This is a genomic window from Erythrobacter sp. NFXS35 (genome assembly GCF_040148725.1).
Classification (GTDB): domain Bacteria; phylum Pseudomonadota; class Alphaproteobacteria; order Sphingomonadales; family Sphingomonadaceae; genus Erythrobacter.
Map to the genome: position 1 here is coordinate 629,940 of NZ_JAGDEB010000001.1, position 20,601 is coordinate 650,540.

The following is a 20,601-nucleotide window of genomic DNA, read 5'->3' on the forward strand; positions in this document are numbered from 1 at the left end:
GCGCTGTGCGCAAAAACGTCGTAATCGGGCGAAGGCGCGGCCTATTCGTAGGCGCGTTCGATCCCCATCAGCACCGGCAGGCGCAACGCCTCAGGCACGACCGGCGGCGCTTCGGGCACTTCGGCCGCACGGGTCGCGCGGATCGTTGCCGGAACAGGCTGAGCGGGTGCAGTATCGCTGCTGCGCGCGTCATCCCCGGCGGCTGCGGCGATGCTGGAATCGCACGCCAGCGCTTCGGCCAGCGACGCATGCGCCGGGCTGCCGATGGCGGCAAGGCCGGTAAGCAAGGCCAGAAGGGCGAAGAAATGCCGGGTCATTGGGGGTGCAGATAAGGATTCCGTCGCGTTTCGTCCACCGGCTTGTGCGATATTTACTGGACGCTGCCAGCATCCTAGAGCGCCGGTCATGCAAATCACCCGATCTCCGTTGGCCCTTCCCTTTCCGCAACTGCCTGCCATCGCCGGCGTCACGCTGCGCATTGCGCAAGCGCGCTACAAGGATTGGGACCGCTGTGACCTGACCTTCGCCGAACTGGCGCAGGGCACCACCGTCGCGGGCGTATTCACGCAGAGCGCCTGCGCCTCGTCAGAAGTCGAACTGGGACGCGAGGCGGTGAAACAGGGGCGCGCGCGGGCGCTAATCGTCAACGCGGGCAATTCCAACGCCTTCACCGGCTATCGCGGGCGCGAGGCGGTGGAACAGATCATGGATCAGGTCGCCGTCCATCTCGGCTGCGCACGAGACGAGGTCTTCGTCTCCTCCACCGGCGTAATCGGCGTGCCGCTGCCCAAGGACAAGGCACGTGCCGGCGTCGAAGCGGCGCTGCATGCGCAGCCGTGCGGATGGGAGGATGCCGTCCATGCAATCGGCACCACCGACACCTTCGCCAAGGGCGCTGGCGCAAGCGCGATGGTGGGCGATGTGCGGGTGGAACTCGCCGGGATCATCAAGGGATCCGGCATGATCGCGCCCGACATGGCGACCATGCTCGGTTACATATTCACCGATGCCGATGTCGCGCCTGCATTCCTGCAAGAAGCGCTGGGGCGCGCCAATGCAGCGACGTTCAGTTGCATCACGGTCGACGGCGACACCTCGACCAGCGATACCGTGCTCGTTTTTGCGACAGGCAAGGCTGGCAATACCCGGATCGCAGGCTGGGACAGCCCCGGCGCGGATGCCTTTGCCGCCGCGCTCGCCGATGTGTGCCGCAATCTTGCGCAGGCTGTTGTGCGCGATGGCGAGGGTGCCCAAAAATTCATCACCATCCGCGTGAGCGGCGCGGCGAGTGATGAAAGTGCGCGCACTATCGGCCTTTCCATTGCCAATTCGCCGCTGGTGAAAACGGCCATTGCGGGTGAGGACGCCAACTGGGGCCGCGTGGTCATGGCCGTCGGCAAGGCAGGCGAACCGGCTGACCGTGACAAGCTTTCGATCGCTTTCGGCGGAGTGTGGACGGCGAAGAACGGCCTGCCGGTTGATGGGTATGACGAAGCCCCGGTTGCCGCACACCTCAAGGGCGACGCGATCGATATTGCAGTCGATCTCGGCCTCGGCGACGGGCGGGCAAGCGTTTGGACCTGCGATCTCACGCATGGCTACATCGCGATCAACGCGGATTACCGGTCGTGAGCGCACTGGATGACGAAATTGGTGATCTGATGCGCTTCGCCGCGCAGCGTTCGATGCTGCCGCGCTTTCGCCAGTTGGCGGCGCATGACATCGAAATGAAGGGCGCAAACGATCCGGTGACCATTGTCGACCGCGAGGTGGAAGCCTTCCTGACAGAAGCCCTCACCCGGCTCGCGCCCGGCGTGGCGGTGGTGGGCGAGGAAGCCGCCCATGCCGACCCGGCCGTGCTCGACGCGCTTTCTGGCCAGTGCTGGATCATCGATCCATTGGACGGCACGGCCAATTTTTCGGAGGGCAGGGAGCCGTTCGGAATCATCGTCGCGCTCGCCGACGCGGGTCGGGCAGTGGCGGGCTGGATTTATGATCCGCTGCGCGAGCGGTTCTGCCATGCCCGCAGCGGCGAAGGTGCCTTTGTCGATGGGACACGGATCGCCGCGCGCACCACCGGGCAGCAGCCGCCCGTCACCGCCGTCAGCCGACTATTTCTGACCCCCGAGGAATCGCGCGACGTCGATGCCAGGCTGGCGCCGCATTACACGCTGGTCGACATCCCGCGCTGCGCCGCCGAGCAGTACCCGCGCCTCGCGCTGGGCGAAAACGACATTTCCAGCTTCAAGCGCACGCTGGCCTGGGATCATGCCGCAGGCGTGCTGTGGTTGAACGAGGCGGGCGGCAAGGCGGCGCGGATCGATGGCAGCGATTACCGGGTCGATGAGCAGGACAGGCCCGACCTTGTCGGTGCATCGAGCCCGGCGATCTGGGATGAATTCATTGCGCGGATCACGGTCTGATCCAGCGACGGCTCGGGAGCGCTTTCCTAATCGAACAGGCCATGCCAGCACACCCGGCATGGCCTGTCTTCACCCGCACTCCATCGCCCTTTGCCCAACTCCCGATGCGCGGGCAGCTTTTCCGTTCCTGGACAGTGTCTCATGTGTCTCCTACACGCGCGCCGCGGCGGCGTGGAGGCGGCGCGGCGGGCGTTACAGTTCGCTTTCGATCCACGACTTGAGCTGGCTTTTCGGCGCAGCGCCAAGCTTGCGCGCGACTGCTTCACCGTTCTTGAACAGCACCATCAGCGGGATCGACTGTACGCCCATTTGCGCGGCGATATCGGTGTTCTCCATGATGTCGACCTTGGCGATCCGCACCTGCCCGTCGAGTTCCTCGCTGATTTCCTCCAGCGCCGGAGCGATCATCTTGCACGGGCCGCACCAATCGGCCCAGAAATCGACCAGAACGGGGGTATCGCTGTCGAGCACATCGGCCTGAAAGCTGGCATCGGTGACATTGACGGTGGCCATAACAAATCTCCTTTGAGGCGGCAGCATAGGGGCGCCGCATCTTGCAATGCAATCTAGTGCGCGCCGCTTGTTCACTCAATATCCGGCGGCGGAAAGGATTGCTGCGGGGTCTGCAATGCGTTCTTGTGACGCTGAAGGTCTTCGGGTGGCAGGTCGTACAACACAGGCGCGTGGGTGTAGAGCACACCTGCACGCACGTCGCGCCCCGGATAGATCGCTTCGACCGCTGCGACATAGGCCGCCATCTGGCGCAAGGTCGCCAGCGGAATATCGGCAGTGCTGGCGGGGGGACGACGGGTGGTCTTGAAATCCACCACCGTGATGCGCGTCTCCTCGATCAGCAGCCGGTCGGCAGTGCCGGCCACCACCACGCCCCCGACCGTGGCGGCGAGCGGGACTTCGGCCAGCGCTTGCGAGGAAAACAGCATGGCAAAGTCAGGATGATCGATCACTGCCAACGCCGCGGCTAGCATCTCGTCGCGGACGTCGTCAGGCAGATCGCCCGCCTGCCGTTCGAGCCAGCGCCGCGCGGCAGGCTCGCGCTCATCCGCCGCAACATCCGGGAGCCGTTCAAGAAGGCGGTGGATCAGGTTGCCCCGCCGCGCAGCATGGCGCGCAGCCTCGGGCGGCAGCGGCGGTTCTGCCCCGCTCTCCTCGCCCGCGCTCGACGGCGCAAGCGGGCGCGGCGGGCGCGGCTCGGGGCCGATCGGGGTCGTCGCCCAGTGCGGGAGTTCGGGAGGTGCAGTATCGGCGGCAGCGCCATCGTCGGACACCAATGGCTCGGCCCGCTCGCCCCATTCCTTGCGCCACAGCCACACCGGGTCGTCGATCTGTTGACCTTCGAACAGCGGTGCGAGCCGCGCATACCAGCTATCCTCGTGCGCCGCGCCCTTCTTCGCTTCGTTCTTGTTGAGCGACCCGCCAATGAACAGCGCTTCCTCGGCGCGGGTCAGCGCGACATAGAGCAGCCGCCAATGTTCCTGCAGCGCGCTCGTCCGCTTGGCTTCCTCGGCCTCGGCAACTCTCCCCTTGCGCTCATCCTTCGACAGCGGCGGGAGCGGCACTTGGCGCGCGCGATCCAGCACTTCGCCCAGCGGATTGTCCTCCAGCGCCAGATCACCCGGATCGCCCAGCGCGCCGGTGGCATCGGCAAGGATCACGATCGGCGCCTGCAAGCCCTTGGAGCCATGCACCGTCATCACCCGCACCTGACCGCGGGCACTGTCCGAATCGCGCTTCAAATCACCCGTTCCGGCATCGAACCAGGCGATGAAGCCCGCAAGGCTGGGCCAGTGCTCGGCCTGATAGGCGAAGGCGGCATTGATGAGCTCGTCGAGCGGATTATTGGCCTCCGCGCCCAAACGCTCGATCAGACGCGCACGGCCGTGCCACGGGCCGGTCAGCAGCCACGCGATCAGCGACTGCGGGGTCTGGTAATCGGCACGGCGTAGCAGATCGCGCAATTTGTCGGCAGTGGCAGTCACCAATTCCGGCGCGTCCTCGCGGCGCAGATGATCCCACAGGCGCTGCTTGGGCGCACGCGGGACATGAGCGAGGATATCGTCCTGCGTCCAGCCGATCAGCGGCGATGCGAGCAGGTTGGCGAGGCTCAGATCATCCTGCGGCTGCGCGGCAAAGCGCAGCGCGGCCAGCACATCCTTCACCGCCAACGGCGCGCCCAGCCGCAACCGGTCAACCCCCGCGACCGGCACGCCGCGCGCATAAAGCTTGGCGACGATCTGCGCGGCGAGTTCCTTGCGCTGGCGCACGAGCACCATGATGTCGCCCGCCCCTGCATGGCGGCGGGTCCCCTTTTCCAGCACGAAGGGTTCTTCAAGGCTGACCCAGCGGTGCACCTGATCGGCAATGCGCTCGGCCAGCAGCGTATCATGCCGGGGCAGCCAGTCGCGTTCGCTGTTCCCGCTTTCGCCCGCGCCCCTGTCCTCGTAATCGTCCTCGCTATCACGCTCACCTTTGTCCGGCACCACCGGCGGCCAAAGGGTAACAAGGCCGGGTCGCACGGCGCCAATGTGTGGGGGCGGCTCGCGGTCGAGCCCAAAGGACGGAAAGCCCAGCGCATCAATCATGCGGTTGACGAAATTCAGCACGATGTCGGCGGTCCGAAAGGATTGGCCGAGATCGAGATCCTGCCACCCCGGCGCACGGCGATTGACGCGGCCCGCGCGGATCCCGTCACGGGCCTGCATTATCCGCGCCTCGACGCGGCTCTTGGCGCGGGCGAAGTTTTCGGGGCTAGTGCCCTGAAAGCCGAAGATCGCCTGCTTGTAATCGCCGACGGTGAAGATTGTGCGCAGCGTATCGCCGCGCGCGCCCTCGCCGCTGAAGAAATCGTCGATCAGGGCTTCGACAATGTCCCACTGGCTCTGGTTGGTATCCTGCGCCTCGTCGATCAGGATGTGATCGAAATGGCGATCGAGCTTGTAGCGGATCCAGTCCGAAGCCTCGCGGTCGGAAAGCAGCGCGGCAGCCTTGCGGATCAGGTCGCCGAAATCAAGCAAGCCTTCGCGGGCCTTGCGCGCTTCCCAGCGCACGGCAAAGGCGCGGCCGATTTCGAGCGCGGCAGTGACGACTTCGGCGCAGGCGAGCAGCGCGCGGCGGTCTTCATATTCGCGAACCGCCTCGGCAATGTCCTCCTGATGGCGGGTGTAGTCGGGGTCATTCTTCGCTGCCCCCTCCATCTTGCGCGGCTCACCATCGGCCTTGAGGATGGACTTGCGAAAGCCCGCCACGGCTTCCACCCGCGCTGCCAGATCCAACGCCAGCCACTGTCGAAGAAAGGCCGCGGCCTCCTGCCCGGTCTTGGCTTTCCAGCCATCCAGCGCAGGCAGCATTGCCATCAGAATATCGTCAGGAAAAAGATCGGGATCGAGCGGCTGGGCCGTCCAGACCTCATCCGCATCGGCAGGCATGCCCAGCGTCTGCCGCACCTGCGCTGCCATCGGCGATTGCCAGCCGGTCGGCCCTTCCCACAAGTCCTGCGCCTCGGCCGCGCGCATCAACCACTTGTGCAGCGCAGCCGGATCCTTGCGGGTGGTGAAGAGTTCGATCCCGTCCAGCACGCGGACATCATTGCTGCGCTCGGCTTCCTCGACCAGTTCGGTCAACACCTCGCGCGCCAGCAATTCGCGGCTGCGATCATCCATCACCCGCGTGCCGGGCGCAAGGCCCGCTTCCTCAGGGAAATTGCCGATCAGGTATTGAGCAAAGGCGTGGATCGTGTCGATCCGCAGTCCGCCTCCGGGGCAATCGAGGACGCTTGCGAACAAGCTGCGGGCGCGTTCAAGGCTGGCGGGGTCGATATCCGCGCCCAGATGCCCAAGTTCCTTCGCCAGCGCTGTCGCGGGCAGGCGTACCCAGCGGGCGAGCACCGCGTTGATGCGGTTGGCCATTTCAGCCGCGCCCGCCTTGGTGAAGGTGAGGCACAATATTTGCGATGGTGCGACATCGGGCAGCAGCAGCAACCGCAGCACGCGCGCGGACAGCACCTGCGTCTTGCCCGTTCCCGCCGAGGCCGAAAGCCAGACATTGTCCTGCGGCTCGGCCGCGAGCAACTGGTTGCCCTGCAGCGGGAAGACGAGGCCGTTACCGCCGCTCATGCGTCGCCATCCTTCTGCGTCAGGCGGACGAACCATTCATCCAGCCGCATCAGCTGGTCATATTCGTTGTAGCCCTTGTAATCGGGGTTTTCGCGCGCTTTGAAGGGTTCTGCGCCCTTGATGTACTTGCCGATGGCCTCGGCCAGTTTGGCAGTGTGGTGGGGAAGAAACTCCTCCAGCGTCAGGCCTTTTTCGCGCGATGTCAGCTTCATCGGGCCCTGCCGCTTGCCGAAGTCGCTGTCATCCTTGCCGAACGACCAGTATTCGAAGGTGCTAGCAGCGCCTGCCGTCACGCCTTCCTTCGCGAAGCCCCCAGCTTGCGCAATCAGGCCGAGCAGACCGAGCTGCAGCGCAAAGCCCTTTTCAACCTGCAGCTTGGAAGGCACCGAACCCGTCTTGTAATCCACTATACCGAGCGTTCCATCGCCCATCCGGTCAATCCGGTCGGCGCGGCCCATCACCTTGACCCCATCAACGGTCATCACACCTGAAATCTCGCTCGCCAGCACGGTGCGGCCCTGTTCGGCGTTATCCTGAGCAATCCACTGCTCAAACCGTTCGAGCGCGGCGATCAGACGCGGCTGCCACAATGCCCGGAACAGCGGGTGCACCCGCTCGGCGGCGAAATGGGCAGCGGCAAAGGGGGCGAGCGCAAGACCGGGATTGGCGGCGCGGGCCTTATGCCACTTGTCCAGCAGATCATGCACCAGCGTTCCGCGCAGCGCCGGATCGCTGAACGGATCGGCGGCGAGCGGCTGAAGCTGGCGCAGATCGAGGATCGCTTGCGCATAGAACTGGTAGGGGTCGCCCAGCAGCCGGTCGAGCGCAGTGACCTTGATTGCGACATTGCGCAATGCGGGCGACGGATTAGGCGCGGGGCGCGGATATTCGGGCGCGGGTGGGCGCTGACGGTCAAGGTGCTGCAACAGCGCGGGTATCGCAGTTTCGCGGTGCTCCCTGTCCAGATCATCGCCCAGCAGCGCCTCGACCCGCAGCAGAAAGCGCGACGGCAGTGTCGGCCCGTCGGCATCGCGCAAGGCGCGGCTCAGCACCACCTGCGGCGCACCCAGCGCACCGGCGAGATCATGCGCGGCCAGGCCGATGCGGAACTCCGCCCCCGGCACCCCCAGCGCCCGCAGGATCGGCGGGGCAAGCAAGGCATCGGCGCCAGGCGGCTGCGGCCAGATGCCTTCGTTAAGGCCGCCGCAGATCACCAGATCGGCGCGGGCCATGCGCGCCTCCAGCAGGCCGTAGATCGCCACGCGCGGATGACCGCCATAGCCGGGACGGACCGCGATTTCGTCCATCGCATCGCGCAGGATCCCGGCGATGTCGTCGCTATCGATCCCGGTCTCCAGCGCCTCGGCAAATCCGCGTAATTCTTCGATCATGGTGCCGAGCGCACGCCCGTCCTCGCGCTCCCATGCCGCGGTCCCCGCGAAATCCTCGGCCGCTGCGGCCAGCCGGGCCAGCGCCTCGGCCAACGGCATGTGCGGCGGCCAGTCGACAAGCGGCGCAATCAGCGCCTCCGCCCCGGACCACCAATCGGCAATCTCAGCCTTCGCGGCTGCCTTGCGCAGCGGCTCCATCCCCGGCGCAGGCGTGGGTCCGCGCAGCTGCCGGTCGAACGCGCGCAGCCCGCTTAGCCATGCCCGCCGCGAATCCCCGTCCGCGCTACGCACCAGCGGATGGCCGAAGGCCGCAACAAGGTTCGCAGGGTCGGGGCCATGCGCCGCGACCTCTGCCAACAGGCCCAGCAGTCGCCCTGCCGGGGTCAGCGCCAGCGGCTGGCCCGCGCTGTCATCGGCGGCGATATTCCAGCGTTCGAGATGCTGCACCACCCGTCGCGCCAAGCCCCGGTCGGCGGTGACCACCGCGATACGATGTTCGGGGTGTTCGAGAGCTTCGCGCACCAGCAGCGCAATCGCCTGCGCTTCTTCTTCGATGGTGGCGCTGGTCAGCAGCCGCACGCCTGCCAGACGGCGCTTGTCGGCAGGCAGGTCGACCCAGGCGCGGCTGGCGAGCGGCGGCAGGAACAGCGATGAAATCGCCCGCGTCCGCGCAGGCTCTGCCGCCGAAATCCCGCGCCGGTGCCACGGCTGCACCTCGGCCCGGTTAACCCCCATGCGACCCAGCAACAGCTTCAGGTGATATTGCGGATGGGTGAGCGCGTCGCCCGCGGCGAACACTGCCCCGCCCGGCTCGCTGGCTGCGCCCGCTAGGCCGAGTTCTTCCCAGGCTTCCTCGTCCATCTCGCGGTCGAAATCGGGCAGCACCACCGCCCCTTGCGGCAAATCGGCGACCGCCCGGAGCAATCGCGCCAGTGCGGGCGATGCGCTGGTGACGCCCGCCGCCACGACCGGGTGCGACGGCGGAAGCTCCTTCCAGCGGCGTGCGGCACGGTCGAACAGCAGGTTGCGGCGGGTGGCCGCATCAATCTCGCCATGCGCAGCCAATTCCGCCTGCCACCGGGCATTGACCCGCGCGAACAGGCGGATCGCGTGCTGCCAATGACCTGCAATTCCGCCCAGCTGATCAAGCACCGCCTTGCTGGTAAGATCCTCGGGCCGCTTCTCCTCGACCAGCAGCCGGTCGATGCTGCGCGCCATTTCCCGCGCCAGATTGAGCCGGGCACGCCCCGGCAGCGGCTCCATCCCTTCGGCAGCGCGTTCCTCGCCGATCAGGCGGTCGATAACGAGCCAGCGCCGCACCGGATCGCAGGCCGGGGGGATATCGGCCGCGCCCAGCGGATCGAGCGCCGCGCCGAGTTTCTCGTCGAGGTCAAGATCGCCGACCGCAATCATGCGCGGCATCAGCAGGCCGCCCTCGCCGCTGGCCCCGGCATGGCGGATGAAGGCTTCGGACAGAGTTCGCGCTGCACGGCTCGACGGCACCAGCAGGGTCAGCCGGGCAAGGCCGAAACCCGGTTCGCGGTAGCGCGGCACAAGCCCCGCCACCAGTGCATCGGCGAATCCACGATGCGCGGCGATGGAATAGACCAGCGGGCCGACGCGGCGCGGCTCAGCCACGCCGCAGTGCCTCTTCGGTCGGGCGTATCGCCTGCGGGGTGCCGACTTCGAACCACAACCCGCCGAACGACAGGCCGTAAAGCCGCCCTTCGTCGATTGCGCGGCTCCACAGGATGTTGGTCGAAAACGGCCCTTTTGGCGCATCGCGCAACAGGCGGTGCGAAACCAGCTGGATGCCGGTGTAGATGAACGGCGCGATCCGTCCGGCCTTGCGTCGCGACAGCAGGCCGTTGGGGTCCATGTGGAAATCGCCCGGCCCGTTGAAATTGGCCGCGCGCGCGTGCGGCACCAGCAGCAGCAACGCGTCAATATGGTCGGGATTCCAGCGGCGCGACAATTCGGCAAAGGCGTTGTTCGGCCCGTCGAGCCAGATGTTGTCGGCGTTCAGCGCAAAGAACGGATCGGGCAGGTGCGACTGTGCCTTCACCATCCCGCCGCCGGTTTCCAGCAACTGCGCGCGTTCGTTCGAGACTGTCACCTGCGGCACAGCCCGAGCGGTGACATGCGCTTCGAGCGCGTCGGCGAGGTAGTGGACATTGACGACCGCCCGCGCCACGCCCGCCTCGGCAAGGCGATCCAGGGCGTGATCGATCAGTGCGCGCCCTGCAACCCGCACCAGCGGCTTGGGCTGGCTTGCGGTAAGCGGACGCATCCGTTTGCCTAGCCCGGCAGCAAGGATCATCGCGGTGTCGGAAACCAGCGCCTTATCGTTCATGTCGCGAAGGCTCCGTGAGCGAAGCGCAGCGTATCGGGGATGTTGGCATCGAACCAGCGTGCCACCGGGGCCAGCGCCGGGTGGGCCAGATCGCGCTCCAGCGCAGCCCAGACCCGCGGGATCATGCCCAGATACTTGGGCTTACCATCGCGCCGGTCGAGCCGCGTGAATATGCCGACGATCTTGGCGTTCCGCTGTGCGCCGAGCCGGGCGTAGTCTGCGAGGAAGTCCTCGTCCGCACCGCCGGCATGATGAACATAGTGAAGCAGCATTGCGGTTTCGAGATCCTCGGACACGTCGCGCCGGGCATCCTGTAACAGCGACACGAGATCATAGGCCGGATGGCCCACCAGCGCGTCCTGGAAATCGATAAGACCTTGCGGGCCGCCCGCCTTGCCGGCCAGCAGCATGATGTTTTCGGCATGGTAGTCGCGCAGCACAGTGACGCCGGGTTGCTGACGGGTGAGAGCGGGTGCGAGCACCTCCTCCCACGTAGCAGCATAGCCCGCGACATCGACGCTGAGCCCCTGGGCCGGACACCACCATTCGGTCAGCAGCGTAGCCTCGCGCACGTAGGTCGCCATGTCATAGGGTGCGAACGGGCCGGGCGGCAGGCGGTGCAACGCCACCAGCGCCTCGACGGCGGATTCATAGGCTGAGCGTTCATCCGCCGGGTTGGCGTCCAGCCAATCACGCATCCGGTCATCGCCGAAATCCTCGGTCAGCACCCAGCCCGCGGCGGCATCTTCGGCAAGGATCGCAGGCGCGCGCATCCCGCTTGCGTTCAACCAGTGCGCGACATGCAGAAACGGCGCAGGGTCTTCGTGCGGCGGCGGCGCGTGCATCAGCATCGCCGATCCGCCGCCCGCGCGGGCAAGCCGAAAATAGCGCCGGAACGAGGCATCGCCCGGCAAGGGCTGCACCTGCGCATCGGCCCAGCCCACACGGGCGGTGAATTCGGCAAGACCTTGGGGGATCTGGTTCATGGCATTCGCCCTACCCAATCGAGGCCCGCGCGGGCAATCGCAATCCGCCCGCCTTCCCCGCTTTCTCCCGCCGGTTCGAGCAGGATCGAAAGGCACGCCGCTTCGTGTTCGAACCCGCCCGCATGATCGGGCCACTCAGCCAGCAACACCGCGCCCCCACGGTAATCGTCGAGCCCGATTTCAGCCAGTTCGGACGGGTGCTCCAGCCGGTAGAAGTCGGCGTGCACAACTGGAAGGTGCAATCGCGGTGCGTCATAGGTTTCAATGATGGTGAACGTGGGGGAAGGCACCTCGCCTTCGTGCCCGAGCGCAGCCAGGATAGCGCGTGCCAGCGTGGTCTTACCCGCCCCGAGCCCGCCGGTCAGCGCCACTACGTCGCCCGCCCGCAATCGTGCCGCAATACGCGCACCGAACGCGGTCATCGCCGCCAGATCAGGCAAAATTTCGCGCAGTTCGCTCACGGCAGGCGGATCGTCGCGGTGGTGCCGGCGCCCTTGCGACTGGCGATTTCCAACGTGCCCTCATGCGCCTCGATAAGCTGCCGGGCGAGCGGAATGCCCAGCCCTGTGCGGCGCTCGGGGGTGCCGGGCTTGCCCGCCTTGGCCCCGCCTTGCGCGCGGGCGAGTTCCTGCGCGGTCATACCCCGGCCATTATCGGCGATGCGGACTTCGAAGTTCCAGTCCGTACTCTCAGGCGCCTTGCTGATTTCGATCACGATACGCCCGCCATCGGGCGTACCGGACACTGCGTTGTCGATGAGGTTGCCCAGCGCCCTTGCAAGCTGGCGCGGATCGCCTTCGATCACCCGGCCCTTGCGCCCTTTAAGATCGAGGCTGAGACCGGCCGCGATGATCGCCGCCTCGCGATCGCGCACCAGCGTCGTCAGAAACTCGAGCAGATCGAGCCGTTCCTTGCGGATCGGCAGCAGCCCCGCTTCGCTTTGCGACAGGTCGAGCACGTTTTCGACCTGCTCAGTCAGACGCTCGACCGCGCTCAGGATGGCGTCGACATATTCGCCTGCCGCCTGCGGATCAGCCGCCACGCCTGATTTCAGCAGTTCGGCATAGCCGCCAATGGTGGTGAGCGGGGTGCGGAATTCGTAGGACATGTTGGCCAGGAACCGCGCCTTCACCGCGTCAGCCTCCTCCAGCGCCTCGGCGCGTTCACGCAGCGCTTGCTCCGCCTTCTGTGAGGCAGTGATGTCGAGCACGGTCAGCAGGCCGTTCCCATCCGGCAGCGGCACCCCGGCAAACCGCAACGTGCGCCCGTCCGCCAAGTCAACCTGACCGCCCTTTTCGCGCCGGTCGAGCGTGGCTGCACGCACGGCGGCGCCAATCAGTCCGGCTTCTTCCGGTCGCACCAGATTGCGGCCGATCGCACCGAGCAGTTCGTCGGCGCTGGGATGCGCATCAAGCAGTTCGGGGGTCAGCCCCCAGGTCCCCGCAAAGCTACGGTTCCAAAGCTGCACCGAACCATCGGGCGAGAAGATCGCCAGCGCCTCGAACAGACTGTCGAGCGTGGCCGTGCGGGTACGCAGCAGGGTGTCGCGCACCGCCGAAAGCGCAAGCTGTTCGGTGCGGTCTTCGGCGATAAGCACGAGCCCGCCATCGGGCAGCGGCTGGGCCACGATCCGCAGATGCGTGCCGCCCGGTAGCGGCCAGGCTTCCTCCAGCGTGGCGCTCGCCTCAAACCACCCCGCCCGTTCGCTTCGCCATTCGGGAAAATCGCGCACTTCGGGTGTGCGTCCGCGCTCACGTGCTTCGGCAAGGAACCGATCGAACGGCGTGCGCGCCGCGATCGCCTCGTCCGTGAGCGAAAACAGGCGGCGGAACGGGCGATTGGCGAAGACCAGCCGCTCCTCGGCATCGAATTGCGCGACGCCGACCGAAAGCTGATCGAGCAACGCGCGCTGGGCATCGCGGAAGGCGCGGAATTCGCGCGCGACCTGCTGCTGTTCCTCGATATCGATGGCATAGCCAGCCACACCCTCCTGACCCAGCGGAAGGTCGCTGACGCGCAGCGTGCGTCGCGCACCGTGGATGGTGGCGGCAACGATGCGCTCGGACTTGTCCTGGCTTTGCAGGGATGCACGCGCGATTGCGGCAGGGGATTGGCCATCTTCAGGTTCGAGCAGTTCGATCTGGCCCTGCACCACCTCGGCTGCGCCGGTGGCACCGACGGCATCGACATAGGCCTGATTGACCAACTGGAGCGAAAGGTCGCTGCCGCGGAACCACATCGGCATCGGCGCCGCTTCGATCAGACCGACCAGCGCGCCGAAATCGCCCGTTGCCCGCGTGGCGGCGGCGCGCAGGCGGGCCATTTCGGCATGACTTTCGGTGAAATCGAAAACCCACACCAGCGCCGCACCACCGGGCGAGACCTGCGGATCGGCGAGCGTGCCGTACAGAGCCAAGCTGCGCCGCGAGCCGGGGGGATTGAGCGCCATGCGAAACGGCGCAGCGGTTTTCTGGGTCGCCTGGACCTTCGCCCAGAGCTGTTCGTACTGATCGGGTGCCAGCCCTCCGGCTTCAGCATCGCCGGGAGCCGACGCCAGCTCACTGAGATATCTGGGGGTTGCGGACAGCCCGAGCAGCCGTGCAAGCTTGTCCGGCGCCTCGATCCGCCCGTCGATCCGCACCAGCAACGGAACCGCCGGTGCGACATCGAGCAGGGTCTGGATCCGCTTGAAGGTGCTTTTGAGCGCCTTGGCCCGCTTCATCCCGGCGTTCGCGCGCAGCACCACCACCGCCGCGCCTACCGTCCATGCGGCGAGCAGCAGCGCAATCAGCACAAGCGAAAGCGGCGAGATTTCCATCGCCTCACCGCTATGCGCGTGCGCGCGTCAGTGCAACGGGGTTAAGACGTTGAAGCCACAGCCCCGCGCTGCCCCGGACATGGTCGGGGGCAAAGCGGGGCCTGCAAACGATCAGTAACGGTAGTGATCGGGCTTGAACGGACCGGCCTGGGGCACGCCGATGTAGCTGGCCTGCTTGTTGCTGAGCTGGGTCAGCCTGACGCCGAGCTTCTCGAGATGCAGCGCGGCGACCTTTTCATCGAGGTGCTTGGGCAGAACGTAAACGTCGTTGTCGTATTCGTCCGCCTTGGTGAACAATTCGATCTGGGCAAGCGTCTGGTTGGTGAAGCTGGCGCTCATCACGAAACTCGGGTGGCCGGTGGCACAGCCGAGGTTCACCAGACGGCCCTTGGCGAGAATCAGGATCGACTTGCCATCGGGGAAGGTGACGAGATCGGTGCCTTCCTTGATCTCCTTCCAATCATAGTTGGAAAGCGCAGAAATCTGGATCTCGCTGTCGAAGTGGCCGATGTTGCAGACGATCGCCATCGGCTTCATCGCTTCCATGTGCTCGGCAGTGATCACGTCTTCGTTGCCGGTGGCGGTGACGAAGATGTCGGCGCGCTTGACGGCATCTTCCATGGTGACGACTTCGAACCCGTCCATCGCCGCCTGCAGCGCGCAGATCGGATCGATCTCGGTCACCATCACGCGGGCGCCGCCATCACGCAAGCTGGCGGCCGAACCCTTGCCGACATCGCCGTAGCCGGCAACGCAAGCAACCTTGCCGGCCAGCATCACATCGGTCGCACGGCGGATCGCATCGACCAGCGATTCCTTGCAGCCGTAGAGATTATCGAACTTCGACTTGGTGACGCTGTCATTCACGTTGATCGCCGGGAAAGGCAGCTTGCCCTGCTTGGCGATCTGATACAGCCGCATCACGCCGGTGGTGGTTTCTTCCGACACGCCCTTGATCGCCTTCACCGTCTTGGTGAGATAGCCCGGCTTCGCCGCGACGAACGCCTTCAGGGCCCGCTGAAGTTCGATTTCCTCGGCATTGGCGGGCGCGGGCATTTCTTCGCCCGCTTCGATCCGGGCGCCCCACAGCGCGAACATGGTGGCGTCGCCGCCATCATCCAGAATCAGGTTGGTGGTGAGATCGGGATTGTCCTCAGTCGACCAGTCGAAGATGCGGCCGACATAGTCCCAGTAATCACCCAGTGTCTCGCCCTTGATAGCGAACACCGGAATACCGCGTTCGGCGATAGCGGCCGCAGCGTGATCCTGCGTCGAAAAGATATTGCAGGTCGCCCAGCGCACTTCGGCACCGAGCGCCACCAGCGTCTCGATCAGCACAGCGGTCTGGATGGTCATGTGCAAGCTGCCAGTGATGCGCGCGCCCTTCAGCGGCTGGGGTGCGCCGTATTCTTCGCGCAGTGCCATCAAGCCGGGCATCTCGGTTTCGGCGATCTGAATCTCGTCGCGGCCGAAGCGGGCGAGCGCGATATCCTTGATGACATATTCATGGGTCGGGGCGGCAGCGAGGGTAGCCATACTAGTTTCTCCTGCGCGACAGCGCGCGTTATGGGCGGAAATGCTCTGGCTCCGCCCCTAGCCGCACGGCCGCCCTGAGGCAAATATAAACTTATCTTTATATGTCTAATTGTTGCCCATGCCGCTGCGATGGCTATAGACGGCCACAGGACATACCTCCGCTGGAAGGACACCAAAGCACATGACGATTTCCGTTGGCGACAAGCTCCCCGAAGTCACGCTGGTCAAGGCTACCGCCGAAGGGCCGCAGGCTGTGAAATCCTCCGAATATTTCGCCGGCAAGAAGGTCGCACTGTTCTCGGTGCCGGGTGCCTTCACCCCGACCTGCTCGGCCAAGCACCTGCCGGGCTTTGTCGAAAAGGCAGGCGATCTCAAGTCCAAGGGCGTTGATGAAATTGTCGGTACCGCCGTGAACGACGCGTTCGTGATGGGCGCCTGGAACAAGGCTTCAGGGAGCGACGACATCACGATGCTGGCCGACGGCAATGCCGATTTCGTCGAGGCGATCGGGCTGACCATGGACGGGTCGGGCTTCGGCATGGGCACGCGCGGTCAGCGTTTCTCGATGGTCATCAATGATGGCGTGGTCGAACAGCTCAACGTCGAAGAACCGGGCGACTTCAAGGTGTCGAGCGCGGAACACATGCTCAGCCAACTCTGAGACGCGAGACTCTGGATAATGGAAGGGGCGCTCCCGCGGTCGGGCGCGCCCCTTTTTTTGTTGCCGAAATACAGGTTCAGCCGAGCGGCGGAGCGCCAGCGGCGACCCACAGGGCGAATCCTGCAGCCAGAGCGATAGCCAGTAGCCCCCGCACCTGCGGTACCGGCCCTATCCCGGTGACCCCGGCCATCGGCGGGCGATCACCGCTCAGCATCGGGCTGACAAGGTCGTTGCGCTTCACTGTGGCGTAGAAAACGATCGCTGCAAGATGCAACGCGATCAGGCCTGCCACAACCCAGAAGAACGTCTCGTGCCAGTCGGTTAGCGTATCGGCAGTCATGACCCCCACAAGCGGATTGAGCGGCCCGGTCATCCCGTTATAGGGATCGCCCGCGAACAGTCCCATGCTCACCTGCAACAGCATCGCCCCGATCAGCGCCAGCGTGCTCCATCCGGCCAACGGACTGTGCCCGATCCGCGTCGCCGCGTCTGTCGTTTGGCCGCGCAAATAGGCGATCACCGCGCCCGGCCCTTTGACGAAGCTGGCAAAGCGCGCGGTTTCCGTCCCGAAAAAGCCCCAAAGCACGCGGAACACGAGGATGCCAAGCAGCACCAAACCCAGCCGCCGGTGCCACGCCCAAGCCGAATTCTCTGCCGTCCACCACATTGCCGGCACAAGCAGCGCAAAGCTCCAGTGCGTCAGCCGCAGCAGCGGGTCCCACACCCGGACGTCGGGCGCGCTGGTCGGTCCGTGCGAAGCGCCCATGCGCGCCTACTTTTCGTCGTCGAGCCGGAACTGGTCGTGGCAATCCTTGCACGCGCCGCCCATCGCCATCGCCTGCGCGCCGACAGCGGCCTTGTCGCCCGAAGCTGCGACGGCGGCGAGGTCAGCGCTCTCATCGAGCAATTTCTGCGCCGCCGCCTTGAACTCGACCGGCTTTTCCCAGACCGTGGCCAGCGCCTCGGTATCAAAACCGTCATCGATGCTGGTGCGCTCGACAAAGTGGCGTTCGATATTGCCCGCGCGTGCGTTGATATCATTCGCGCTGGCGGCGATCAGGCCGAAGTCGGGCGTGTCCTTCTCCAACTCGCCCCGCACCGCCTTAAAGGCATCGCCGATCGATTCGAAGTTATCCTGTCGCTCCTTCAGTACCGCCGGTTCGGCGATCGCATCGGCGGGCGCTTCGTCAGCGGGGGTTTCGCTGGCGCAGGCGGCAAGCGCACCGGCAAGTGTAGCGACAACAGCGAGGCGAGTGGCAAGAGTGCGAACCATCGTCGAAAAGCTCCTTGGTTAAGCCGAACGGCAGATCCCTCGTGCAAGCTATGCTGCTTTAAGCGGCATCGCAAACACAAGATTCGCTCTGCGCTCAAGTGGTTCGGGCCGGCGGTACGCAAAAACACGAAAAAGGGGCGCCCCGATTGGGGACGCCCCGATTACTGCAACCACGAAACGCAATCAGCCGTCGCGGCCATTCGCCACGACGTTTTCGGCTTCGGCAAGGATCGCGGAACGATCCTGCTCTACCAGTTCCAGCATCGCGGTGCGGAAGGTGTCGCGGCGCGCATCGACCAGCGCATCGATCGCTTCGGCCTTGTGATTGCACCAGCCCGGTGTCGAACCGTTGGTAACGTCATCGCGGATCATCGAGCGGCGCGTCTGCAGCACATCGCCCACCTTGGCGGTGCGCTCCACCTTGAGAGCGGCGCTCCATTGGCAGCGCAGCGTGCTGGGTCGCCCAGCAACACCTGCAGTACCGATCTGACGGGTTTCGACCTTCACCGCGCCTTCATAATCGGCGGCGATCGTGCCCGCGGGATGATCGATCACGACCTCATGTTCCAGCGCAGCCGCTGGCGAAGCGAGGCACGCTGCGGCAAAAAGGCCCGCAAAAGCGAGTTTTTTCATCATCATGTCTCCTGCATTATTCCGGCTTTTTTATCCAGCCGTTGACCAGCACGATCGTAGCAGGGCGAGCCCCGAATTCCAAGCGCATACGACCGCAAACCGATGGCGCGCGCGAGGAGCTTCTACAATGCATACATGACGTTATTGGCAGATACGCCGATCAATAGCCCATCAGGCTCATGACTTCCTTGCGGCTGCGATGGTCATCGAGGAAGCACCCGAGGATGCGGCTGGTCACCATCTCGACCCCATGGGTCTTGACCCCGCGCCCGGTCATGCAGCCGTGCTGCGCCTCGATCACCACAGCAACGCCGTGGGGTTCGAGATTGTCCCAGATGCACTGCGCGACCTCTGCGGTCAGACGCTCCTGAATCTGCAACCGGTGCGCGAACCCGTGCAGCACGCGCGCGAGCTTGGAAATCCCCACAACCTTCTTGTTGGGCAGATAGGCGATGGCCGCCTTGCCTGTGATCGGCGCCATGTGGTGTTCGCAATGCGACTGGAACGGGATGTCCTTGAGCAGCACAATTTCGTCATAGCCGCCGACTTCGGAAAACTGACGGCTGAGATGGATGGCCGGGTCTTCCTTGTAACCTTCGCAGTATTCGAGCCACGCCCGGCCCACACGCTTGGGCGTGTCGAGCAGCCCTTCGCGCGACGGATCATCGCCGGCCCATTCGATCAGCGTGCGGATCGCATCCTGCACATGCGCAGGGACATCGGGCTTGCCCAACGGATTGTCCGGGTCGAACTCGTCATCATGGGCACAGACATAATTCATCGTAATGTTCTTTCTTCGCAAATCGGCGGCGCAGGAACGGCCCCTGCCCACTCCAGTGTCGATCTCGCGAGAGGTAAACCGACAAGGCCGCCTGACGTTCCGCAACATTCGGCTTTTGGCCTGACCGGTTGTGCGATGGAACCTGCGCCCCATATCCGCAATATAGGTTGCATTCGCCGTAATTCACGCCCCGAAACGGCCAAAAAAAGGACTTTGGCGTGCCGAGCCCCAGCGCATTCGACTTCGAAACCGCCGCACGAAAGGTGCTGAACCGGTTGCCAACCGCATTTCGCGAACACCTGGCCGACGTCGTGCTCAGAATCGATGAATTCGCCAGTCCCGAGCAACTTGCCGCAGTCGGATTGGAGAATCGTTGGGAACTGACCGGGCTTTATGAAGGCATTGCGCTGCCCGAACAGTCGCAATGGGATCATGAGCGCATGCCGCCCGTCATCAGCCTTTTCCGCCAACCACTACTGGCCGAAATACAGGAAACCGGCGTGGGCTTCGCCGATCTCGTGCGCCACGTGGTGATCCACGAGGCCGGGCACCATTTCGGGCTGTCCGACGACGATATGCATGCGCTCGAGGAAAGCGTGCAGGACTGAGGCTGCTGTCGCGGCGCAGGTTCCGGACGCATTCGAAGCGAGGTGCCGGAAAAGAACCACAAAACCAATAACGCCCGCCCCTCTTTCGAGGAGCGGGCGTTATTGGTGCACCCGGAGCGATTCGAACGCCCGGCCCCCAGATTCGTAGTCTGGTGCTCTATCCAGCTGAGCTACGGGTGCACACTGGAGGGGGGCACATAAGAGGGTCGGTGGGGCTTGGCAAGTGGCCTTGAGCGGGTTTCAAAGATTTTGGAACAGCCGCGCCGCCAATGCCTCGTCGAGCGGCGGCTTGGGCAGCCCGATCACCTCGGCGGGGGTGAACCAGCCGACCTCGCCCCCTTCAAGCGCCACCGGATCGCCCTTCCACCCGGCAATAGTGTAAAGCAGTATGACAATCGCGTGCTCTTCGCCCGCCCCACAAATTTCGGCGAATCCGGAGGGGCTCATGGTTCCGGGGCGGCATTCGATACCAAGCTCCTCGTGCAGTTCACGTACAAGCGCTTCTTCGGGCATTTCAGATGGTTCTACCTTGCCGCCGGGAAACTCCCAGAGGCCGCCATGGTGCTTCCCCGGGGGGCGTCGGTGCATCATCCAGAACCCGTCGCCGCGCTGCAATGCGCCTGCCACAACGGCAATCCATTGTCCCCGAGCGTCGGATTTTTTTCCAACCATAAGCCGATCATCAACCTTTTCTTAACCCGCGAGGGCGATTCTGAGCAGGTCGAACCGCAGTAGACAGGTGGGTTTCAAATGTTGACGACCTTTTTCAGGACCATGAAGGCCGATACATCTGGCGCCACCGCCGTCGAATACGGCTTGATTGTAGCCCTCATCGTTGTCGCGATGATTGTCTCGCTGCAAGCAGTTGCAGATGTGACCATCGGAACTTGGCAGAGGGTCGAGACGGCTTCGGTGGCAGCAATGGGGGCGTAACATTCCGAAACAGAATTCGAGTTAGGAATTTCTCAATAGTTGCCACTTAACAAATGAAACACCGGGCCGGGCCAA

19 protein-coding genes and 1 tRNA gene are annotated in these 20,601 nt (G+C 64.8%); 5 read left to right on the forward strand and 15 right to left on the reverse strand.

What is annotated here, in order from left to right:
- Nucleotides 1–41: 41 nt before the first annotated feature.
- The gene (locus tag J3454_RS03075; RefSeq protein ID WP_349512283.1) at nt 42–317 is read right to left on the reverse strand and encodes a hypothetical protein; all 276 of its coding nucleotides are present in this window, start codon (nt 315–317) and stop codon (nt 42–44) included.
- A gap of 88 nt (nt 318–405) precedes the next feature.
- On the opposite strand from J3454_RS03075, the gene argJ reads away from it, so the two are divergent.
- Nucleotides 406–1,632, forward strand: coding sequence for a bifunctional glutamate N-acetyltransferase/amino-acid acetyltransferase ArgJ (gene argJ, locus J3454_RS03080; protein ID WP_349512284.1), 1,227 nt, complete (start codon nt 406–408; stop codon nt 1,630–1,632).
- The gene (locus J3454_RS03085; protein ID WP_349512285.1) at nt 1,629–2,423 is read left to right on the forward strand and encodes an inositol monophosphatase family protein; all 795 of its coding nucleotides are present in this window, start codon (nt 1,629–1,631) and stop codon (nt 2,421–2,423) included. Before argJ ends, J3454_RS03085 begins: the two co-directional genes overlap by 4 nt.
- Before the next feature lie 192 nt (nt 2,424–2,615).
- Here the strand turns inward: J3454_RS03085 and trxA are convergent, their stop codons facing one another.
- The 8 genes from trxA to ahcY form a co-directional block, all read right to left on the reverse strand.
- Nucleotides 2,616–2,936 (reverse strand): thioredoxin, encoded by a 321-nt coding sequence (trxA, locus tag J3454_RS03090; RefSeq protein ID WP_349512286.1) that lies wholly within the window; start codon nt 2,934–2,936, stop codon nt 2,616–2,618.
- Between the two features lie 71 nt (nt 2,937–3,007).
- Nucleotides 3,008–6,553, reverse strand: coding sequence for a double-strand break repair helicase AddA (addA, locus tag J3454_RS03095; protein ID WP_349512287.1), 3,546 nt, complete (start codon nt 6,551–6,553; stop codon nt 3,008–3,010).
- Nucleotides 6,550–9,582: a double-strand break repair protein AddB gene (gene addB / locus J3454_RS03100; RefSeq protein ID WP_349512288.1), complete on the reverse strand. Its 3,033-nt coding sequence runs from the start codon at nt 9,580–9,582 to the stop codon at nt 6,550–6,552. Before addB ends, addA begins: the two co-directional genes overlap by 4 nt.
- Nucleotides 9,575–10,297 carry a nucleotidyltransferase family protein gene (locus J3454_RS03105; protein ID WP_349512289.1) on the reverse strand — a complete coding sequence of 241 codons (723 nt, stop codon included), beginning with the start codon at nt 10,295–10,297 and terminating at the stop codon, nt 9,575–9,577. Before J3454_RS03105 ends, addB begins: the two co-directional genes overlap by 8 nt.
- Nucleotides 10,294–11,283: an aminoglycoside phosphotransferase family protein gene (locus J3454_RS03110; RefSeq protein ID WP_349512290.1), complete on the reverse strand. Its 990-nt coding sequence runs from the start codon at nt 11,281–11,283 to the stop codon at nt 10,294–10,296. Before J3454_RS03110 ends, J3454_RS03105 begins: the two co-directional genes overlap by 4 nt.
- Nucleotides 11,280–11,735, reverse strand: a complete 456-nt coding sequence (gene tsaE / locus J3454_RS03115; RefSeq protein WP_349513128.1) for a tRNA (adenosine(37)-N6)-threonylcarbamoyltransferase complex ATPase subunit type 1 TsaE — start codon at nt 11,733–11,735, stop codon at nt 11,280–11,282. Before tsaE ends, J3454_RS03110 begins: the two co-directional genes overlap by 4 nt.
- A gap of 5 nt (nt 11,736–11,740) precedes the next feature.
- Nucleotides 11,741–14,101: a PAS domain-containing sensor histidine kinase gene (locus tag J3454_RS03120; RefSeq protein ID WP_349512291.1), complete on the reverse strand. Its 2,361-nt coding sequence runs from the start codon at nt 14,099–14,101 to the stop codon at nt 11,741–11,743.
- Nucleotides 14,102–14,212: 111 nt separating this feature from the next.
- On the reverse strand, nt 14,213–15,637 hold the full coding sequence (ahcY, locus tag J3454_RS03125; protein ID WP_349512292.1) for an adenosylhomocysteinase: 1,425 nt from the start codon (nt 15,635–15,637) through the stop codon (nt 14,213–14,215).
- A gap of 181 nt (nt 15,638–15,818) precedes the next feature.
- Here ahcY and J3454_RS03130 point away from each other — a divergent pair, with 181 nt between their 5' ends.
- On the forward strand, nt 15,819–16,298 hold the full coding sequence (locus J3454_RS03130; RefSeq protein WP_349512293.1) for a peroxiredoxin: 480 nt from the start codon (nt 15,819–15,821) through the stop codon (nt 16,296–16,298).
- A 76-nt stretch (nt 16,299–16,374) separates the two neighbouring features.
- Here the strand turns inward: J3454_RS03130 and J3454_RS03135 are convergent, their stop codons facing one another.
- The 4 genes from J3454_RS03135 to folE all read right to left on the reverse strand — a co-directional run bounded on the left by J3454_RS03135 (nt 16,375) and on the right by folE (nt 18,985).
- Nucleotides 16,375–17,064 (reverse strand): cytochrome b/b6 domain-containing protein, encoded by a 690-nt coding sequence (locus J3454_RS03135; protein WP_349512294.1) that lies wholly within the window; start codon nt 17,062–17,064, stop codon nt 16,375–16,377.
- A 6-nt stretch (nt 17,065–17,070) separates the two neighbouring features.
- A complete protein-coding gene (locus J3454_RS03140) occupies nt 17,071–17,571 on the reverse strand; it encodes a c-type cytochrome (protein WP_349512295.1) in 501 nt (166 codons plus the stop codon).
- 183 nt (nt 17,572–17,754) lie between these two features.
- A complete protein-coding gene (locus J3454_RS03145) occupies nt 17,755–18,204 on the reverse strand; it encodes a hypothetical protein (RefSeq protein ID WP_349512296.1) in 450 nt (149 codons plus the stop codon).
- Between the two features lie 160 nt (nt 18,205–18,364).
- Nucleotides 18,365–18,985, reverse strand: a complete 621-nt coding sequence (folE, locus tag J3454_RS03150) for a GTP cyclohydrolase I FolE (protein WP_349512297.1) — start codon at nt 18,983–18,985, stop codon at nt 18,365–18,367.
- 218 nt (nt 18,986–19,203) lie between these two features.
- Here folE and J3454_RS03155 point away from each other — a divergent pair, with 218 nt between their 5' ends.
- The gene (locus tag J3454_RS03155) at nt 19,204–19,593 is read left to right on the forward strand and encodes a metallopeptidase family protein (protein WP_349512298.1); all 390 of its coding nucleotides are present in this window, start codon (nt 19,204–19,206) and stop codon (nt 19,591–19,593) included.
- A gap of 103 nt (nt 19,594–19,696) precedes the next feature.
- Here J3454_RS03155 and J3454_RS03160 read toward each other — a convergent pair.
- A tRNA-Arg gene (locus tag J3454_RS03160) sits at nt 19,697–19,773 on the reverse strand.
- Between the two features lie 60 nt (nt 19,774–19,833).
- The gene (locus J3454_RS03165) at nt 19,834–20,265 is read right to left on the reverse strand and encodes a (deoxy)nucleoside triphosphate pyrophosphohydrolase (protein ID WP_349512299.1); all 432 of its coding nucleotides are present in this window, start codon (nt 20,263–20,265) and stop codon (nt 19,834–19,836) included.
- Nucleotides 20,266–20,343: 78 nt separating this feature from the next.
- On the opposite strand from J3454_RS03165, the gene J3454_RS03170 reads away from it, so the two are divergent.
- A complete protein-coding gene (locus J3454_RS03170; protein ID WP_349512300.1) occupies nt 20,344–20,526 on the forward strand; it encodes a Flp family type IVb pilin in 183 nt (60 codons plus the stop codon).
- The last annotated feature ends 75 nt before the right edge of the window (nt 20,527–20,601 follow it).

What these genes read in the sequence shown, in the direction of transcription:
- J3454_RS03075 (WP_349512283.1), bottom strand. Translation starts at nt 317, where the DNA reads ATGACCCGGCATTTCTTCGCCCTTCTGGCCTTGCTTACCGGCCTTGCC.
- argJ (WP_349512284.1), top strand. Translation starts at nt 406, where the DNA reads ATGCAAATCACCCGATCTCCGTTGGCCCTTCCCTTTCCGCAACTGCCT.
- trxA (WP_349512286.1), bottom strand. Translation starts at nt 2,936, where the DNA reads ATGGCCACCGTCAATGTCACCGATGCCAGCTTTCAGGCCGATGTGCTC.
- addA (WP_349512287.1), bottom strand. Translation starts at nt 6,553, where the DNA reads ATGAGCGGCGGTAACGGCCTCGTCTTCCCGCTGCAGGGCAACCAGTTG.
- J3454_RS03105 (WP_349512289.1), bottom strand. Translation starts at nt 10,297, where the DNA reads ATGAACGATAAGGCGCTGGTTTCCGACACCGCGATGATCCTTGCTGCC.
- J3454_RS03110 (WP_349512290.1), bottom strand. Translation starts at nt 11,283, where the DNA reads ATGAACCAGATCCCCCAAGGTCTTGCCGAATTCACCGCCCGTGTGGGC.
- J3454_RS03120 (WP_349512291.1), bottom strand. Translation starts at nt 14,101, where the DNA reads ATGGAAATCTCGCCGCTTTCGCTTGTGCTGATTGCGCTGCTGCTCGCC.
- ahcY (WP_349512292.1), bottom strand. Translation starts at nt 15,637, where the DNA reads ATGGCTACCCTCGCTGCCGCCCCGACCCATGAATATGTCATCAAGGAT.
- J3454_RS03130 (WP_349512293.1), top strand. Translation starts at nt 15,819, where the DNA reads ATGACGATTTCCGTTGGCGACAAGCTCCCCGAAGTCACGCTGGTCAAG.
- J3454_RS03135 (WP_349512294.1), bottom strand. Translation starts at nt 17,064, where the DNA reads ATGGGCGCTTCGCACGGACCGACCAGCGCGCCCGACGTCCGGGTGTGG.
- J3454_RS03140 (WP_349512295.1), bottom strand. Translation starts at nt 17,571, where the DNA reads ATGGTTCGCACTCTTGCCACTCGCCTCGCTGTTGTCGCTACACTTGCC.
- J3454_RS03145 (WP_349512296.1), bottom strand. Translation starts at nt 18,204, where the DNA reads ATGAAAAAACTCGCTTTTGCGGGCCTTTTTGCCGCAGCGTGCCTCGCT.
- folE (WP_349512297.1), bottom strand. Translation starts at nt 18,985, where the DNA reads ATGAATTATGTCTGTGCCCATGATGACGAGTTCGACCCGGACAATCCG.
- J3454_RS03165 (WP_349512299.1), bottom strand. Translation starts at nt 20,265, where the DNA reads ATGGTTGGAAAAAAATCCGACGCTCGGGGACAATGGATTGCCGTTGTG.
- J3454_RS03170 (WP_349512300.1), top strand. Translation starts at nt 20,344, where the DNA reads ATGTTGACGACCTTTTTCAGGACCATGAAGGCCGATACATCTGGCGCC.